This window comes from Streptomyces sp. NPDC058619 (assembly GCF_042717785.1).
In the GTDB taxonomy this organism is placed as follows: domain Bacteria; phylum Actinomycetota; class Actinomycetes; order Streptomycetales; family Streptomycetaceae; genus Streptomyces.
Genome location: NZ_JBHXQN010000012.1, coordinates 160062 through 177213, shown reverse-complemented (window position 1 = coordinate 177213; position 17152 = coordinate 160062). Strand labels below are relative to the sequence as shown.

The 17152-nt window shown below is 75.1% G+C and carries 14 protein-coding genes and 2 pseudogenes; 4 read left to right on the top strand and 12 right to left on the bottom strand.

Annotated features, from left to right (window positions below):
• Positions 1-66: 66 nt before the first annotated feature.
• Complete coding sequence (locus tag ACFWTC_RS15130; protein WP_383928501.1) at positions 67-633, bottom strand: helix-turn-helix domain-containing protein; 567 nt, start codon at positions 631-633, stop codon at positions 67-69.
• Positions 634-772: 139 nt separating this feature from the next.
• Between ACFWTC_RS15130 and ACFWTC_RS15125 the strand changes: the two are divergent.
• Both ACFWTC_RS15125 and ACFWTC_RS15120 read left to right on the top strand, forming a co-directional pair.
• Positions 773-1420: pseudogene (locus ACFWTC_RS15125) on the top strand (BTAD domain-containing putative transcriptional regulator); the annotation flags it as partial.
• Between the two features lie 64 nt (positions 1421-1484).
• Positions 1485-1532 (top strand): annotated as a pseudogene (locus ACFWTC_RS15120) (hypothetical protein); the annotation flags it as partial.
• Positions 1533-1704: 172 nt separating this feature from the next.
• On the opposite strand, the gene ACFWTC_RS15115 reads toward ACFWTC_RS15120, so the two are convergent.
• Complete coding sequence (locus tag ACFWTC_RS15115; RefSeq protein ID WP_384027464.1) at positions 1705-1893, bottom strand: hypothetical protein; 189 nt, start codon at positions 1891-1893, stop codon at positions 1705-1707.
• 65 nt (positions 1894-1958) lie between these two features.
• Complete coding sequence (gene sigJ, locus ACFWTC_RS15110; RefSeq protein ID WP_383928507.1) at positions 1959-2915, bottom strand: RNA polymerase sigma factor SigJ; 957 nt, start codon at positions 2913-2915, stop codon at positions 1959-1961.
• Between the two features lie 179 nt (positions 2916-3094).
• Here sigJ (ACFWTC_RS15110) and ACFWTC_RS15105 point away from each other — a divergent pair, with 179 nt between their 5' ends.
• Entirely contained in the window at positions 3095-3520 is a 426-nt protein-coding gene (locus ACFWTC_RS15105) for a hypothetical protein (RefSeq protein ID WP_383928509.1), read from the top strand.
• A 94-nt stretch (positions 3521-3614) separates the two neighbouring features.
• Here the strand turns inward: ACFWTC_RS15105 and ACFWTC_RS15100 are convergent, their stop codons facing one another.
• Together ACFWTC_RS15100 and sigJ (ACFWTC_RS15095) are read right to left on the bottom strand one after the other, a co-directional pair.
• Complete coding sequence (locus ACFWTC_RS15100; RefSeq protein WP_384027466.1) at positions 3615-4862, bottom strand: NAD(P)/FAD-dependent oxidoreductase; 1248 nt, start codon at positions 4860-4862, stop codon at positions 3615-3617.
• Between the two features lie 113 nt (positions 4863-4975).
• The gene (gene sigJ, locus ACFWTC_RS15095) at positions 4976-5920 is read right to left on the bottom strand and encodes an RNA polymerase sigma factor SigJ (protein WP_383928514.1); all 945 of its coding nucleotides are present in this window, start codon (positions 5918-5920) and stop codon (positions 4976-4978) included.
• Between the two features lie 250 nt (positions 5921-6170).
• Here sigJ (ACFWTC_RS15095) and ACFWTC_RS15090 point away from each other — a divergent pair, with 250 nt between their 5' ends.
• Positions 6171-7415 (top strand): sensor histidine kinase, encoded by a 1245-nt coding sequence (locus ACFWTC_RS15090; protein ID WP_383928516.1) that lies wholly within the window; start codon positions 6171-6173, stop codon positions 7413-7415.
• Here ACFWTC_RS15090 and ACFWTC_RS15085 read toward each other — a convergent pair.
• From ACFWTC_RS15085 to ACFWTC_RS15055, 7 genes are all read right to left on the bottom strand, one after another.
• Positions 7373-8134 carry a class I SAM-dependent methyltransferase gene (locus ACFWTC_RS15085; RefSeq protein WP_383928519.1) on the bottom strand — a complete coding sequence of 254 codons (762 nt, stop codon included), beginning with the start codon at positions 8132-8134 and terminating at the stop codon, positions 7373-7375. The genes ACFWTC_RS15090 and ACFWTC_RS15085 overlap by 43 nt on opposite strands.
• 141 nt (positions 8135-8275) lie before the next feature.
• A complete protein-coding gene (locus tag ACFWTC_RS15080; RefSeq protein WP_384027468.1) occupies positions 8276-8968 on the bottom strand; it encodes a response regulator in 693 nt (230 codons plus the stop codon).
• 123 nt (positions 8969-9091) lie between these two features.
• Positions 9092-9484, bottom strand: a complete 393-nt coding sequence (locus ACFWTC_RS15075) for a hypothetical protein (protein ID WP_384027470.1) — start codon at positions 9482-9484, stop codon at positions 9092-9094.
• 90 nt (positions 9485-9574) lie between these two features.
• Positions 9575-10600, bottom strand: a complete 1026-nt coding sequence (locus ACFWTC_RS15070; RefSeq protein WP_384027472.1) for an LLM class flavin-dependent oxidoreductase — start codon at positions 10598-10600, stop codon at positions 9575-9577.
• A gap of 59 nt (positions 10601-10659) precedes the next feature.
• Positions 10660-12540 carry an ABC transporter ATP-binding protein gene (locus ACFWTC_RS15065; RefSeq protein ID WP_383928530.1) on the bottom strand — a complete coding sequence of 627 codons (1881 nt, stop codon included), beginning with the start codon at positions 12538-12540 and terminating at the stop codon, positions 10660-10662.
• Positions 12537-15818 carry a lantibiotic dehydratase gene (locus ACFWTC_RS15060; RefSeq protein ID WP_384027474.1) on the bottom strand — a complete coding sequence of 1094 codons (3282 nt, stop codon included), beginning with the start codon at positions 15816-15818 and terminating at the stop codon, positions 12537-12539. Before ACFWTC_RS15060 ends, ACFWTC_RS15065 begins: the two co-directional genes overlap by 4 nt.
• Before the next feature lie 38 nt (positions 15819-15856).
• Positions 15857-17101 carry a lanthionine synthetase LanC family protein gene (locus ACFWTC_RS15055; RefSeq protein ID WP_384027476.1) on the bottom strand — a complete coding sequence of 415 codons (1245 nt, stop codon included), beginning with the start codon at positions 17099-17101 and terminating at the stop codon, positions 15857-15859.
• Positions 17102-17152: the final 51 nt, after the last annotated feature.

Here is a 17152-nt window from a genome sequence, read left to right as displayed (position 1 = left end):
AGCCGCGTGGGTGCCGCCGCGGTGTCCGGCGCAGTCGCTCCGGTGTCGGGCGCCGTCGCTCCGGTGTCAGGCGTCGTCGCTCTGGTGGCCGCGGCGGGCGTCGCGGTCGAAGACGCCCAGGATCTCGCAGGGCCCGCCCTCGGCACCGATGGCGTGCGGCAGCATCGTGGGGAACTCCACCGCCTGGTTCGTCTCCACGCGCAGGCGCCGGTTTCCCAGCAGCAGGACCGCGGTGCCGGACAGGACGACGAGCCACTCGCGGCCCGGATGGGCCCGCATGCGCGCGGGGCTGTCGGGGGGCGGGTCCGTCATGCGCCGGCGTACGACGGTCATGCCGGGCTCCGCCTTCATGGGCCACCGCATGACCCCGTGGGCCGCGTCGATCACCGGGTTGGTGACGACGTCGTCGGCGGCGGTCTCCACGAGCTGGTCCAGGGACGTGTCCAGGGCTCGGGCGAGGGTCACGAGCTGGTCCAGGGCCAGGCGGCGCCCGCCGTTCTCGATGCGGCTGAGCGTGGACTGGCTGATGTGGGCGCGGGAGGCCAGTTCCGCCAGGGACCAGCCCTGTGCCACGCGCAGGGCCCGGATCCGCTGGCGCACCAGGCCGTCCAGCCCGCCGTCGTCTTGCGTCACGGGCAACAGCGTATGACCCCACCGCACGGCGCGCGCCCGCGGCCGGGCACGCGGCACGGGACGTACGCGCCCTCGGAGGGCACGGCGCGTCCGGTCTCACGACGGCCGAAAGCCCTTTACCGGGGGCAGCCGGTGGGTGATGCTGACCCGGCGTTCGAAGGAAGATCGACACGGTAGCGGCCGGTCGGTCCGGGAGGGGGAGGCCGCCGTGGTGCGCGTGGAGCTGCTGGGACCGGTTCAGGTGTACGCCGACGAGGTGACGCCGGTCGAGGTCGGGGGAGCGCGGTTGCGGATGCTGCTGGCCCGGCTCGCCCTCGAAGAGGGCCGTACGGTGTCCGCCGACGCGCTCGTCGACGGCCTCTGGGGCGAGGAGCCGCCCGCCGACGCGACCAACGCGCTGCAGGCACTGGTGTCGCGCCTGCGCAGGGCGCTGCGCGGGTCGGCGGCGGTGGAGTCCGCGTCCGGCGGCTACCGGCTCTCGGTGCGGGCCGAGGACGTGGACGTGCACCGCTTCGAGGACCTGGCGGCCCGGGGGCGGCGGGAGCTCGCGGCCGGGCGGGCCGGTGAGGCGGCCGCGCTGCTCGGCGCGGCGCTCGGGCTGTGGCGGGGCACGGCGCTCGCCGATGTCCTCGACGCCCCGTTCGCCGGGCCCGTCGCGACCCGGCTCGACGACCTGCGCACCGCCGCGGCCGAGGACCACAGCGAAGCCGAGCTGCGGCTCGGACGGTACGGCGAGGTGCTGGCCGACCTCGAAAGGGCCGGTTCTGAGCGGCCGTTGAGCGAACGGGTCGCCGGACTGCGGATGCGGGCCCTGTCCGCGGCCGGACGGCAGTCCGACGCCCTCGCTCGCGGTGTACGAGGCGATACGGGAGCGGCTCGGCGACGAACTCGGCGTCGATCCGTCGGCCGAGCTGCGGGACATCCACCTGGCCCTGCTGCGGGGTGAGCTGGCGGCGCCCGCCGAGCGGCCCGGGACCGCTCCGAGCCGCCTCCCGGCCCGGCTCACCAGCCTCGTCGGCCGCGACGGCGAACTGGCGCGACTCGCAACGCGGTTGGAGCACAACCGACTCGTCACTCGTCGGCCCCGGGGGCGCGGGCAAGACCCGGCTCTCCTTCGAGGCGGCCACCCGGGACCGCGCCCACGCACGCGGCCGGGTCTGGTTCGTGCCGCTCGCCGGGGTGAGCGCGCCGGACCGGCTGGCCGACGCGGTGCTCGGCGCCCTCAGCTCCACCGGCGGCGGCCCGGATCGCGTACCCCATGCTCAACAACTCCTCGTCGGGTCACCGCCGTTCTCGATGAGTCGGATCCGCGGACCCACGGCCGGTCAGCCCTGTCCGGTCGTCTCGGTCCAGGGACGGAGCTTCTCCGGGTTGCGCACGGCCCAGATCCGGGTGATGCGGCCGCCGGCGAGACCGAACGCGGCCACGGTCACGGTGACGCCGTCGTGTTGGGCGACCAGGCCGGGCCGGCCGTTGACCGTGCGTTCCAGGAGGGTCAGTCCCGGCGCCTTGTCGGCGATGTGGATCAGGTACTGGGCGATGCGCCCGCTGCCCTCGACCGGGCGCAGGACGGTGCCGACCAACCCGCCGCCGTCGGCGGTCATCGTGGCGTCGGGGTCGAGGAGGCCGACGAGGGCCTCGATGTCCTTGGCCTCCCACGCCTCCTTGAAGTCCCGTACGAGGCCCGCCTGTCCGGCCGTCGCCGCCGACGGGGGCCGCGCGGCGTGGATGCGCCGGCGGGCGGAGGTGGCGAGCTGCCGGCAGGCCGCGGGGGTCCGGCCGACGATCTCGGCGACCTCCGCGAACGGGTAGCGGAAGACGTCGTGGAGGATGAACGCCACGCGTTCCGCCGGCGTCATCGCCTCCAGTACGACGAGGAAGGCCATGTTCACCGATTCGTCCAGGGTGATCCGGTCGGCGGGGTCGCCCGGATCGGCGCTGCCCCCGCCCGTCCGTCCGCCGATCCACTCCGTACGGTCGGGGACCGGCTCGGGTATCCACGCGCCGACGTAGCGCTCGCGCCGGACCCGCGCCGAGCCGAGCACGTCGAGGCAGATGCGGCCGGCCACCGTCGTCAGCCAGGCACCGGGAGACGCGACGGCCTCCCGCCGCTGCGGCGACATCGCGTACCAGCGGGTGTAGGTCTCCTGTACGGCGTCCTCTGCCTCGGCCAGCGAACCGAGCAGCCGGTAGGCGAGATTGATCAGCTGGCGCCGCTCGTCGACGATCACGCTCAGGGCCGGCTCGGACGGGTCCTGCCCTGCCTCGGATGGGGTGCTCATGGTCGCGACCGCTCCCTGGTTCTTCTCGTCCGCTTCGGCTTTCCGGTACTCCGACGAAACAGCGCACCGGATGGTGAGCTCCCCCTTCGCCTCACATTTCGCGGGCCCGCGTCGTCGGACCGGCGAGAGACCGACGATCCGACGATCCACCGCCGCGAGGCAGAAGAGGGGGCCGCGCCATGGCCACGCAGACGACGGCAGTACCGGGCCGGATCACCTTCCCGCAGGTCGCGATAGCCCTGCAGACCTCGGCCCTCTTCTTCCAGGCGGCAACGGCCGGACTGCTGCTGTCCTCGGCGTACGGCGCCGCACTCCACGACGTCGGCTCGCGCGTGATGTACGGCGCATCGATGCTGTACGTGCTCGCCGCGATCCTGGCATGGCGCCCGGGCGGCGGCTCGCCCCGCCCCGTCCTGTACGCCTCCGGCTTCCTCGTCCTCGCCTCGGTGCAGGTGGTGCTGGGCATCGCGCACGTGGCCTCGCTCCATGTCCCCCTGGGCATCCTCATGTTCGGCCTGAGCGTGCTGGACCTGGGCCGGGTGCTGTCCCACCGCCGGCCGGGGCGTACCGGGGCCCGGCCGGAGCGCCCCGGCGGCCGGGCCTAGCCCACCCCCGGCCGGCCACGGCCACCCGCGCCGCCCGGCTACGGCCACCCGCGCCCGGCCGTGGCCGCCGGTCGCGCCGCGGTGCGTCGCGCGGTCAGGCCGTCGCCTCCGCCTGGGCACGGCTCCGGGTCTGCGGCCGTACGACACGCCGGCGCCGGGACGGCACGCCCGCCGTCGGGTGGGCGACGCCCCAGGCCGCGCCCTTGCAGATCAGCTCCTTGTAGACGGCGGCCACGCGGCCCGTCAGGGCGCTGTCGACCGCCCGGTCGTCGGCGGTGACGAACTGGATCAGGCCCTCCTTGCGGCCGAGGGAGACGCACTGCTGGAAGTAGCGGATCGAGGCGCCGGGGACCTTGGTGCCGGTGAGCCGGGCGGCGATGGCATCGGCCGCCTGCCAGGCCATGGGGATGCCCGAGGCGCAGGACATGCGCAGCGGCCTTCCGCCCGGGCCGGTCGCCGTCGCCGCGTCGCCCACGGCGTACACGTCCGGGTGCGACACCGAGCGCATCGTGGTGTCGACCGCGATCCGGCCGTCGTCGCCGAGTTCCAGGGCGGTGGCCCGGGCGATCGGGTGGACGGCGAATCCGGTGGTCCACACGGTGATGCCGGCGGCGAGGGTCCGGCCGTCGGCGGTCGTCACGCCGTCCGCTGCCACGGCGCTGACCTCGGTGTGCTCGTGGACCGTGATGCCGAGCCCGTCCACCACCTTCCGCAGGTGGGCGCGTCCCTTCGCCGAGAGCCAGTCGCCGAGGGCGCCGCGGGCGGCCAGGGCGACGTCGAGGTCGGGGCGGGCCTCGGCGATCTCGGTCGCGGCCTCCAGGCCGGTCAGGCCGCCGCCGACCACGACCACGGGCCGGCCGGCGTCCAGGGCGGCCAGGCGGCCGCGGAGGCGGAGGGCGCCGGGACGGCTGGAGATCTCGTCGGCGTGTTCGGCGGTGCCGGGGACACCCCCGTCGTTCCAGCCGCTGCCGAAGGCGTACACCAGCGTGTCGTACTCCAGCTCCTCCAGCTCCTCCGCCTCCTGCGGCCCCTGCGGCCCCTCCAGCCCCTGCGGCCCGGGGCCGTCGGCGGCGGCGAGCGTCACCGCCTTCCGGTCCACGTCCACGGCGGTGACCCTCGCGAGCTTCAGCTCCACGCCCGTGCCCGCGAACATCTCGCCGAACGGCCGGGGCGCGAGGTCCTGGCCGGCCGCGACCTGGTGCAGCCGGACGCGCTCGACGAAGTCGGGCTCGGGGGTGACGAGGGTGATGGTGACGTCCTCGCGGTGCAGCCGCCGGGCGAGCCGGCCGGCGGCGGTGGCTCCGGTGTAGCCGGCTCCGAGGACGACGATGCGGTGCTGCATGTCCGTGCTCCTGTCTGGGCGGGTGCCGCCGGTGTCCGGCGTGGTGTCGCCTCTTGAACCGGACAGCCCCCCGTTCCCTGACAGGATCCGCATGTGACCTGCGCCACATCTCCTCAGAGGGTGTGGAGCGGGCCCTCCCGGTGGTCCGCGGCGGCCCAGTGCCCGGTCGCGCGGACGAGCTTGTCGGGGTTGACCTGGCTGCGGACCGCGGAGATGCCCTCCGCGGTGACCTCCAGGCAGATGATCCCGACGACCCGGCCGTCCACGACCGCCACGAGGGCGGGCCCGCCGTTCGCGGTCGCGGCGTAGATGTCGGCCGCGCCGCCGACATGGGCCCGCTTGGCCGCGCTGGGCTTGAACATGCCGCGCAGGAACGTGGCGACCGCGAGCGCGCCCTCGAACGCCTTCGCGCGGGCCGGGACCTTCCCGCCGCCGTCGCCGACCGAGACGGCGTCCTGGGTGAGCAGGCGTACGAGGGGTTCGGTACGGCCACTGGCCGCCGCGGCCAGGAACTCCTCGACGATCCTTTGGGCGGCGGCCCCGTCGATCTCGGCGCGCGCCCTGCCGTCCGCGATGTGCTTCCTGGCCCGGTGGTAGATCTGCTGGGCGGCGGCTTCGGTGATGTCCAGGATCTCGGCGATCTCCCGGTGCGGGTGGTCGAAGGCCTCGCGCAGTACGTACACGGCCCGCTCGCCCGGCGACAGGCGCTCCAGCAGGACGAGGACGGCGTACGACACCGACTCGCGCTGCTCGGCGCTGTCGGCCGGGCCGAGCATCGGGTCCCCGGCGAGCAGCGGTTCGGGCAGCCAGCGCCCCACGTACGTCTCGCGCCGGGCGCGGGCCGAAGTGAGCTGATTCAGGCACCAGTTGGTGAGGACCTTCGTCAGCCAGGCCTCGGGCACCGCGATCCGCCCGACGTCGGCCGCCTGCCAGCGCAGGAACGTCTCCTGCACGGCGTCCTCGGCCTCGCTCGACGAGCCGAGCAGCCGGTAGGCGATGGCCTCCAGCCGGGGCCTGGCCTTCTCGAACCGGTCCACGTCACTCATGATCAGGGCCATGCCCGGATCCTAGGCGCCCCCGCACCGCAGCGGCAGACGGGGCGGCTCTCCCCGCCGAGGCACCGGTACCACCCGCTGCGCGGTGCGCGCACTCCGGTGAGACGGGCCGGCTCCGGGCCCCCGGGCCCTCCCCCGGGCCGGGCGCCGGGGCCCCGGGCGGGGTACCGCGGCCGGACCGGTGTCCGAGGGCTCGGCGATACTGCCGGAGGCAACGCAGCGGCCCCACCTGTGAGACGCGAGGAAGCACCACATGAGCACGGCCACGCCCGGATCCGTCCCGGCCCCACCGCCCGCTCCCGGCGGCCCGCCCCGGCGAGGCCGCCACCGCAGGGTCCTCGTCGACGCCGTCGTCACCGCGGCGGCCTCCCTGGAACTGCTCACCCTGCACGGCCAGCTCGACACCACGGCCGCGCTCGTGTGCCCGCCCGCGCTGGTCGCCCTGATGCTGCGGCGCAGGTTCCCCGCGACGGTGCTCCTGGCCACCCTGCCGTCGATGGCCACCGGCTTCCTGTGGCTCGCCCCCATGGTCGCCATGTTCACGCTGGCCGCCGGAACCGCCCGCCGCCGGGTGGTCGTGGCCGGCGGAGCGGGCCTCTTCGGGGCGACCCTGTGGGCCGGACTCACCGTCGACGCGGCGGCCATGACGTGGAGCGAGCACCTGATCGTCGTTCAGGTGGCCCTCATGTTCAGCCTCGGCCCTGCCGGCCTGGGCCGGCTGGCCCGTACCAGGTCCGAGCTGAGGGCCCACCTCGCCGAGCTGTCCGCGTCCCAGGCGCACGGCCGCCGCCTGGAGGCCGAGCGGGCCGTCGCAGAGGAACGCACGCGCATGGCCCGCGAGATGCACGACACCGTCTCGTACCACCTCGGCATCATCGCCGCCCAGTCCGGCGCCCTGTGGGCCACGGCCCCGGACGACACCGTCCGGGAGGACGCCGAGGCGATCCGCCGGCACGCCGCCGACGCCCTGGCGGAACTCCGCGACATCGTCGGCGTCCTGCGCCACTCGGCGGACCGGCCCGCCGAGGGCGGTCCCGCCCGGCTGGCCAATCTCCGCACGCTGGTCCAGGAGGCCCGCCTGGACACGGTCCTCGCCCTCGACCTGGACCTCCCCGAGGGCCGGAGCTGGGGCCCGGTCGTCGAGCAGGCCGCCTTCCGCACCGTCCAGGAGGCCCTGACCAACGTGCGCAAGTACGCTCCGGGCTCCCGCGTCCAGGTCACGGTGGGTCCGTCCGCCGCGGGCGACGCCCTCCTCGTGGAGGTCCGCAACGGGCCGGCCCCGCACGGCACGGCGCCCGTCCCCGCCCCGCACGGCACAGTGCCCGTCCTCGCCCCGCCGTCCGGCGGCTTCGGCCTCACCGGCCTGGAGGAGCGCACCGCGCTCGTCGGCGGCCGCTTCCGTGCCGACGCCACCCCGGACGGCGGCTTCGTCGTCAGCGCGGAGCTGCCGCTGGGTCAGCCCGTCGCCGCCCAGGGGGAGTCCGGGTCGGCCTCGTAGACCGACACGTGCCGCAGGCTGGACGAGGTGTACGGGGTACCCGCCCAGTCCTCCGCGCGCTCCAGCAGCCGCAGCCCGGAGAGTTCCGCCAGCAGGTCGATCTCGAAGGGGAAGGCGTAGCGCAGCAGGTGCTCGCGGGTCTCCGGTGCACCGCCGTCGATGATCGTGTGGGTCGACAGCATGAGCTGCTGGGAGCGGTCCACGGTCAGCGTGTCCAGCATGACGGACCGCTCGTCGAGGTGGCGCATCGAGTGGTCCGGCTTCGCCATGTGGTGGTACGGCGCCGGGTCGAACGCCTCCAGCACGAACCGGCCGCCGGGTGCCAGCTGCTGCCGGACCCGCCGCAGGCAGCCGAGCTGCTGCTCCTTGCTGATCGCCACGAAGAACGTGTTCAGCACCAGGGTCACGGTGTCGAAGACGCGCCCCGTGCCCTCTTCGGTGAAGTCGCCGACCTGCGTGGTCACCGCTCCCTCCGGGTCTCGCGCGCGCAGCTCGTCGAGCATCGCCCCGGAGCCGTCGATGCCGTGCACGGTGAAGCCGAGGCCGGCCAGCGGGACGGCGATCCTGCCGGTGCCGACGCCGAGTTCGAGCACGCTGCCGCCCGGCCGGGTGAGCGAGGCGACGAAGGCGACCGCCTGCTCCGTGTCGTGGTCGATCGGGTACATGAGGTCGTACACGCTCGCCAGCTTGCGGTCGTACAGCGCATTGCCGAGGGTCATGCGGGAGTCACTCCAAACGGGTGCCCTGGGGCATGGTCGGGGCCGGGCCGAGGGGAGACGGTCCGGTGGTGTCCGGGAGGGTGGAGGCCGGCTCCGGGCCGCGCCGCGGCGGTGCCCAGGCCCGGGTGGACCCCGGCCGCCTCAGCGGGTGCCGGCGAGGGCCTGTGGGCGGTGCCGGTCCGGAGCGGACGCGGCGCGGTGCGCCAGCACGGCCGCCTGCACGCGGTTGGCCAGGCCGAGCTTGGCCAGGATGGCGCTGACGTGCTCCTTGGCCGTGGACGCGCTCAGCAGCAGCCGGCGCCCGATGTCGGCATTGGTCAGGCCTTCCGCCAGCAGGTCCAGCACCTGCTGCTCCCGCTCGGTGAGCGAGTCCAGCCGGGGGTCCGGACCGGTGGCCGGGCGCGGGTTCGGGCCGTCGTGGCCCGGCCCGCCGCCGAGGTAGCCGTCCACCACGATGCGCGCCGCCTGTGGGGACAGCACCGTCCCGCCGGAGGCCAGCACCCGTACCGCATGGACGAGTTCCTGCGGCGTCGCGTCCTTCAGCAGGAAGCCCCGGGCCCCGGAAGCCAGCACGGCCGCGATGTCCTCGTCGGCCAGGAAGGTCGTCAGGATCGCCACGGCCGGCGGATCCGGGAGGGTGCCGAGTCCGGCCAGGACCGTGAACCCGTCCACCTCCGGCATGCGCAGGTCGAGCAGCACCACGTCCGGCCGGTGGAGTGCGATGGCCTCCAGCGCCGCCGTGCCGTCGCATGCGACCGGCACGTCGATGTCCGGTTCGCCCTCCAGAATGCGCTGCATGCACGACCGCAGCAGAACTTCGTCGTCGACAATCATTACGCGGATCATCACGCCCCCTTAGAGCAGCCACCCCGTTTGGCCGCACTTCTGCCAAGGTATCAACTCGGTAAAAAGGGTTGACGTATCGGGGTGGGGCTCTGCGGAACGCGGCGAACCACTTCAGGAACGCGTGTCGAGGGCTTCCTTGACGAGCGCGACCAGGGTGGAGTCCCAAGTCAGGAGCAGCAGTTCGACCTTCTCGCCTTCGACGGTGGCGCAGGTCACGGCCGTACCGCCGCGCCCGCCCCCGGTGGCCGTCCCGGTCGGTCCCGCCAGCCGCAGCCCGCTCGTGCGGGGTCCGTCGAGCGTGGCGCCGGACCGGCTCAACGTGAGCTTCCCGCGCTGCATTGCGGCCGGCCGGTCGCCCGTGCGGTACCGGCAGCGCAGCGTCACCGGCTCACCGCCCCGCAACGCGGTGATGTGGCGGGCCGAACGGGCCCGGTCGAGCCCCTTGCCGCCGACCCACACCACCAGGTCCATCAGGCAGTGCGCGGCGAATTCCAGCAACAACATGTGGTTGATCGCTCCTCAACTCGGACGACTCGTGGAAGACGTGGGCGGATCCGGTCCGCCGGTTCGTACGCGCGCGCACGCACGCGGCGGTCACCGGTCGCGTGCCGCTGCCCGGTCGCGCACCGCCTCGGCGATGGCCCGCACATCGGCCAGTGCCGCCTCGGGACCCTCGGTCAGCAGGACCCCCGCGCAGCTCAGCGCGATCTCGGTCGCCCCCGCTTCACCGTAACCGGTGAGGCGGTCGGCCACCTCGTCGGGTGTCCCGTACGCGAAGACGCCGCCGTCGACCAGCGCGCCCGCCCCGCCCCACGGGTCGGACACGTCCACGGCGAGCCCGGCCGCGCGCAGCATGGCCGCGTAGTGCGCGCCCTCCAGGTGCAGTTGGTGCGCCGCGTACGCCAGCTTCCGGGCATCCCGGCCGGGCCTGCGCACCGCACACGGAACGATCGCCGTCACCCCGGGCGCCGCCCGCCCGCGGGACGCGGCGCCCCGCGCCAGGGCGGGGACGATCTCGTCGGCCAGGTGGGCGGCCGGAGTCAGCAGGGTGATCGCCACGTCGGCGACCTGACCGGCAACGTGGGCCATGCGCGGGCGGAGCACGCCCACGCCGAGCGACACGGCCGGGCGGGGCGCCGCCGGGTGCGGCTGCGGCAGCGGCCCGCCGTCGAGCCGCACGTACCGCCCCCGGAAGTCGTCCACGGCCTCGCCGTCCAGCAGCCGCCGCACCACGCCCAGGTATTCGGCGACGGCGGTCAGCGGGCTCTCGTACGGTTCCCCGCGCAGCGCCGCCACGGTGTCGGGGTCCCCGGCGCCGAACCCGGCGAGCACCGGCCGCCCTGTCAGCAGCGCCAGGGACCGGGCCTGCACCGCCGCGTCCAGGGGGTGCCGCAGCGCGGTCAGCGCGACGCTGGTCCCCGTGGGCACCCGGATGCCACGCCCGGCGAGGTGGGCGAACGCCTGGTGGGTGTCGACGACCAGCGACTGCCCCAGGTACAGGCGCGCCAGTGACAGTTCCCCGACGGCCCGGCCGAAGGCGGCGAGTTCGTCCAGGTCGCAGGCCATCAGCGGGTACATCAGGGCCAGGGGCGGCGGGGCGCCCGGGGCGTTCGTGGTCATGGGAGTCTCCGTGGACGTCGGCGGGTGCGGATGTCGGTGCGGGGGCGGGGGAAGGGCGGTCACGCGGGAGCCTGGGCGTGCTCGGCCGCCCGTGGCGGCGGCGTCAGGTACGCGTCGGCCTGGAGCCGGAAGAGCCGGGCGTACGTGCCGTCCAGGGCCAGCAGTTCTTCGTGGCTGCCCTCCTCGATGAGCGAGCCGTCCTCCAGGACGAGGATCCTGTCGGCGACCCGGACGGTCGAGAACCGGTGCGAGACCACGAGGGAGGTCGCCCGCGCGCAGATGGTGCGCAGCCGGCCGAAGACGTCCGCCTCCGCCTCGGGGTCGATCGCGGCGGTCGGCTCGTCGAGGATCGCGATCGGCGCGTCCCGCAGGAACGCCCGGGCGAGGGCGATCTTCTGCCACTGCCCGCCCGACAGTTGGCGGCCGCCCTCGAAGTGCCGGCCCAGCACGGTGTCGTACGCGGCGTCGAGCCGGTCGACGAACGGTGCGGCCCCGCTCGCCTCGGCGGCCGCGCGGATGCGGTCGGTGTCGTCGAGCTGCCCGACGCGTCCGAAGCCGATGTTGTGGCGGACGGGCATCTCGTAGCGGATGAAGTCCTGGAAGACGACGCCGATGTTCCGCTGGAGTTCGGTCGTGTCGTACTCCTCGATGGGCACGCCGTCGATCAGGATGCGGCCTCGGGTGGGCTCGTACAGCCGGGTCAGGAGCTTGACGATCGTGCTCTTGCCGGCGCCGTTGGCACCGACGAGGGCGCAGCAGGTGCCGGCGGGGATGAAGCAGCTGAAGCGGTTCAGGGCGGTGGTCTCGGTGCCCGGGTAGGTGAACGTCACGTCCTGGAACTCGATGCCGTGGGCGAGCCGGGCGGGGAACGGCCGGGTGCCGCCCGTGATGCTCTCCTCCGGCAGGGAGAGGTAGTCGAAGAGGTTCCCGGCGAACAGCGTGTTCTGGTAAAGGGTGGCCACGCCGAGCAGCAGTCCGCCGGCCGCCACGTGCACGGCGCCGAGGGCCTGGAGGTACCCCGCCAGCTCGCCGAGGCGCCCCGTCGACACGGTCGAGGTCAGGGCGAAGACCAGGGCCCCGGCCGAGCCGGCCACGCTGACCAGGCCCAGCGCCGCCGACCAGCCGTGGCGTCGGCGGGCCAGCCTCCGGTCCACCCGGAAGAAGCCCCGGACCAGCGCCCGGTAGCGGTCCACGAAGTACGGGCCCAGCTGGTAGAGCTTCACCTCCTTGTACGAGGAGTCCGTGGTGGTCAGGTCCTGGTAGTAGAAGGCGCGGCGGCGGTCCTGGGCGCGGTGGTACTCGACCGCGTACCCCTCCTTGCTGAACACGACGTGCGCGGCGAGCGCGGGCACCGGGGCGACGAGGATGACGGCCGCGAGCCATGCGTTCCAGGAGAACAGCACCGAGCTGACCATCACGAGCGACGCCAGCGAGGTGAGCGTGCGCAGCATCTCCTCGAAGACCTCGAAGGCCGTGCCGCCGCCGCTCTCGCGCAGGGCGCGCTGGAGCCGGTCGTACGCCTCGGGGTCCTCGTAGGCGCTGAGGTCCATGCGGGTGCCCTTGACCATCACCTGCTCGCCGATCTCCGCGCTGAACTCCAGCTGGAGCAGGGAGTTCAGGTACTGGGCGACCGACGACAGCACGTGCTCGGCGACCGCCACCGCGACCAGCCAGGCCGCTGCCGTGGTGAGCCGGTCCCACGCCCCCGGGGTGTCCTCGACGGCGTCGGCGACCGCCTGCACCGCGTGGGCGGTGAGCCAGATCCCGGCGGCCGGCACGCCGGCGGTCAGCAGCGTGAGCAGGGCCAGGGCGGTCACCCGCAGCGGGCTGAGCCCCCAGAACGAGCGCACCACGAGCCACCAGTAGCGCAGGTCCCGGGAGAGCCGCCGCTGCTCCCGGGACGCGGCGTCCTGCTCCGGGGCGTGGGGCCCGGCGTTCACTGGGGCCTCCCGCGCAGGCAGTTCAGGACGTGCGCCCACACCAGGTAGCAGCGGTTCTCGGCGGGCCGGTCCATCGGCAGCAGGCGGTTGACCTGCATGTGCGCCAGGCTGGCCAGGATCGCGTCCCGGGTGCCCCACAGCGTGCCGGCGGCCTCCGCCCGGGCGACCGCGCGGGCGGCCCGTCCCACGGCAGCGGCCTGTGCGTCGAGGACGGCGGCCAGCCGGGCGTGGTGGGCGCGGCCGAGCGGGTGCGGCCGGCGGTCCCAGGGCCGCAGCAGTTCGCACAGGTAGTCCCGGTCCTTCCGGTACCGCTCGCGCGCCTCCGCATCCTCCGCCGGGCGGGGCATGACGGCCAGCCGCTCGCGGACGTCGAGCCCCCACTGCGCGTACAGCGCGTCGACGGCGGCGATGGTGACGGCCTCGGGTTCCAGGCCGTGCTCCTTGTCCCACAACAGGCGCTGCAGCCCGCAGGAGACGGCCGAGTTCGCGGCGAAGAGCTCCTCGACGTGGTCGTACACGGCGGGACCGCCGTACCGGCTGATCTCCGGGTGGTAGGTGGCCGCCTCCAGGCGGTCGGCGAGCCCCCGCCGTACGAGTCCCTCGCCCCAGGCGAACAGCGCGGTCAGTGCGGCCGCACCGGAGGCGGACTCCGTACGGGTCCTGATGCGCAGGTGCGGGTCGGGGTCGGCGTACCGGATGTAGAACCAGCGGTCCGGGGCGAGGCCGGCGTCCCCCAGCTGCGCGATCAAGGAGGGGAGTTCGGTGGCGACGATCTCGTCGTGGAGGTCCCGGGCGGCGTACAGCCTGAGGTACGACCATGCGGAGCCCGGCAGGTGGGCGGGGTGCGCGTCGGGCGCGGCCTTGCGCCGGATCTCGGCCTGAGCGGTACGCGGACGCTGCTGCGCCGCACCCTCCTGCGGGGCGGCGAGGAGCGGGACGACCACCTCGGACAGGTGGCCGCGCCCCGAGCCGTCGCGCAGCCACGCCGAGTCCGGTCCGGGCAGCGCCTCCTGGAGGGTGGTGCGGCCGGTGGCGGTGCGCAGGTCGGCGAGGAGCTCGTCGACGCAGGCCGGGTGGTCGAGGTCGAGCAGCAGCCGGTTGTCGTCGTCCGCGAGGTAGACGTGGCGCGGCACCCCCCAGGTGCGGCGCCAGCCGGCCACGTCGTCCGCCGTGCGCGGTACGGGTACCGGACCCGCCGTGGTGGCGTCGGCCTGCGCCCCGGCCGGGTGCAGGTTCCACTCGGCGGGGCGCACGACCACCCGGCCGCGCACGACGCGCGGCAGGTGCGGGGCGCCCTCGACGGGGCCCCAGCCGAAGCCGGTGGGGGTGGCGTAGCGGGCCCGGGAGACCTCCAGGAGGAAGCGGCAGACGTTGGGTGCCCCGTACGGGCTGAGCATGTGGTTCTGGACGACGACGAGTTCGCGCCCGAGCCGGGCCGAGTAGAGGCGGAAACCCTCGTCGGTGGCGCCGACGTGGATGTCGGCGAGGTCGACGGTCCGTTCGGGGGTGCCCGAGGGGGCGACGTTGACGGGGATCTCGTACGAGTGGAGCGCGGGGCGGATCGCCACGTTCGCGCCGCGGCCGTTCGCGGGGAGGTACGCCAGCTCGGCGACGACGACGTCCGGCTCCAGGGCCTCGCGGGCCCGGGCGTAGGCACGGAGCCGGTCGGTGGCGTCCGGTCCGAGGAGGTGGAGGAACCGGCCGAAGGTGCGGCCGCCTTCGCCGAGACCGTCGCCGTTGAGCACCGCCCGCCACTCGCCCCGGTCGATGGCCTCGGGGCTGTCGGCGCCGATCTGGACGTACGCGTCGACGCCGGGGCAGGCGGGGCGGGCGTCGTCGGCCCGGGCCGGGGTGTCCGGGGACGCCGGGGGCAGCAGCCGCCGGAGCACCTCGTCGGTCAGTTCGACCTCGTCCGCACCGCGCCGCCAGGCGTCGGCCGCCAGGGCCACGAGCGCCCGGTCCGTGGACGGATCGGCCTCGGCCGCGTGCTGGTTCATGACCATGGCGCGGGGCGGGGTGAGGTAGCCGTTGGGTGCGTCCAGGCCGCGTTCGGCGCCGAGCAGGTCCAGGACGGGCACGAGGGCGTCGGTGCCGTACCGCTCCATGAACGACTGGTGGTACGCGGCGAGGTGGTCGTACCCGGCGGGCGCGGTGCGGCTGAGCCGGGCCAGGCACCCCACGGCCTCGGCGACCTCGTCGGCGACCTGCCGGTTGAGCGTGCCCGCGGTGAGGTCGAGGGCGGAGTCGACTTGGAACGGCTGGGCCGTGTGTCCGGGGACGAGGGCGCGCTGGGCGGCGCGCAGCCGCTGGAGGGCGGCGGTGTCGCCGTGCGCGGCCGGGCCGGTCAGCTCGACGACCTCCCGGAGCGCGGCCACCGCGGGGTGGGTGACGCCGGCGGCGGTGAGGCGGTCCAGGACGTACGTCTCGGGGCGCGGCTCGGTGACGGGCGGCCGCAGGTCGGTGACGAGCACCCCCAGACCGACCAGCTCGGTGACGAAGGCGCCGATCCGCTGAGGGCCGGCCGCGGGGAAGCCCGCGGTGAGGTCGGTGACCAGCGTGGCGTACGGGACGGGGGCGGCGGGTGGGGCGAGGCTCCGGATCCGGGCCAGCGGTGCGGTGTGGCGGACGCGCACGGCCCGGCGGTCGGAGGAGTCGCCGTGCACTCCGGAGGAGGGCAGCACGAGCCGGTCGCCCACCCGGCGGGCCATGGCGTTCACGCGGACGCCGAGCCTGGCCAGGACCTCCGGGCCCCCCTCCAGGCGTTGGACCAGGGCGAGCAGCCAGGCCATGTCGGTCCGTACGTGCGCGTCACCGAGCGCGGTGTCGCCGAGGCGGGCGGTCGTGGTGTCGCCGAACGTGCCGAGGGCGACGCCGGAGAAGGCGCCGAAAGGGGTGGGGCGGGTGCTCATGCGGGTGAGGTAGCGCAGGGTGCGCGACCTGACCCGCCGGGCCTCCTTGCTCCCGGCGTCCGTGCCTGCGGCCCGGCCCGGCCCGGCGGGCTTCGCCGGCTCGTTGAGATTCGCCCGGTCGTCGGGCTTCGCCGGCTCGTCGAGCTTCGCCAGCCCGTCGAGCAGCCCGCTCCCGGCTGCGACGAGCCCGTGCCGGACCCGGGGGTCGTCGACGAGGTCGCGCAGTCGGGCCCGGGTGCGGTCGCGGTCGCCCCCGTCGAGGGCGTCCCGCCAGGCACCGACGGGCAGGGCCGGTGCGCGCAGGAGGTGGAAGTCGAGGGCGTGGTACCGCTGCATGGCGGGGGCGGGGTCCTTGTGGGTCTCGGGCACGGTCGGATCACCGCACGGTCGGGTCACTCACGGTCGGGTCACCGGGGGAGCAGGGCGTTCCACCAGCCGGGCCGGTGGCCGGTGGCGAGGGTGCGGAGGGTGAGCGCGACGCCGGCGGCGCCGGTCAGGAGACCGGGGTTGTCGACGACGTGCCCGGTGGTCTCGTGGTCGCGGTAGACCAGGGGCAGGTCCGGGTCGGCGGCGTCCACCAGCCGGCGGGCGAGGGCCGGGAGGGCGCGGGCCGCCCCGGCACTGCCGTGGCCGGCGAACTCGTGGGCGAGCGCGACCAGGCCGGCGAGGCCGTGGCAGACGGTGGGCGAGCGCGGTACGTCTCCGGCGGCGACCCGGTCGAGGAGCCCGTCCAGCGCGGCGAAGGCCAGGTCGCGCAGGCCCCGGTCACCGGTCGCGCGGGCCACGGCCAGCAGCCCGGCGGCGACGCCCCCGGTGCCGTGGCACCAGGCGGGTGCGGCTTCGCCGTCGTCCGTCGGCACGGCCCGCGGCCACTGCAGACGGCGCCCGTCACCGTGGCCGACCGCCAACAGCCACCCGGTCAGCCCGTCCAGCGCGGCCCGCTGCCCGGGCACCCGGCGGTCCTGGTGCCAGGCGGTGGCCAGGGCGGCGGCGATCCCGGCGGCGCCGTGGGACATGCCGGTGTCGAGACGGCCCGCGACGGCCCGGTTCCGTTCCGCGGCGACCCACACGAGGTACCTGAGACACCGCTCCAGGGCCTGTTCGACGACCGGGGTCGCGGTCGGGGCGGCGCACAGCTGGACCGCGGTCCCGGCAGCCCCGTAGACGAGGTCGTAGTGGTGGTCGGCGACGGCGCCGGGCTGCTCGGGCCAGGCGGCGGCGAGCACCTGCCGGGCGAGCTGCTCGTTGAGCCGGCCGAGACTGGGAAGGAAGCGGGGCTCGTCGCGGGACACGTCCTGGAGGGCGAACGCCAACCCGGCGGTCCCGTCGAACAGCCCGGGGTGCTCCAGCGGATCCTCCCGGGTGGCGGAGAAGGCGGCCCGTATGAAGGCGGAGGCCCGCTCGAACCCCTCCTCCCGCCCGGCGGACCCGACGTCCGCCGAACTGCGGGCGGCATGCAGGTGCAGGAGGGCGAGACCGGCGTGCCCCTCGCTGAGGGAGGCACCGGACCAGAAGGGCGTGTCGGTCTGCCGGGCGGCCCGCACGGCCGCGGCGTCGGCGCGCTCCGGCGTGTCCAGGCGTTCCCCGATCAGGTCGGCCACGGCGGCGGCCCGGCCGACGAGGTCGGCCGGAAGGACGGGTGCGTCGGTCATGTACGGCCCAGGAAGCTTCGGGGCCGGTCCCCCGGCCGGCGACGGCCGGGG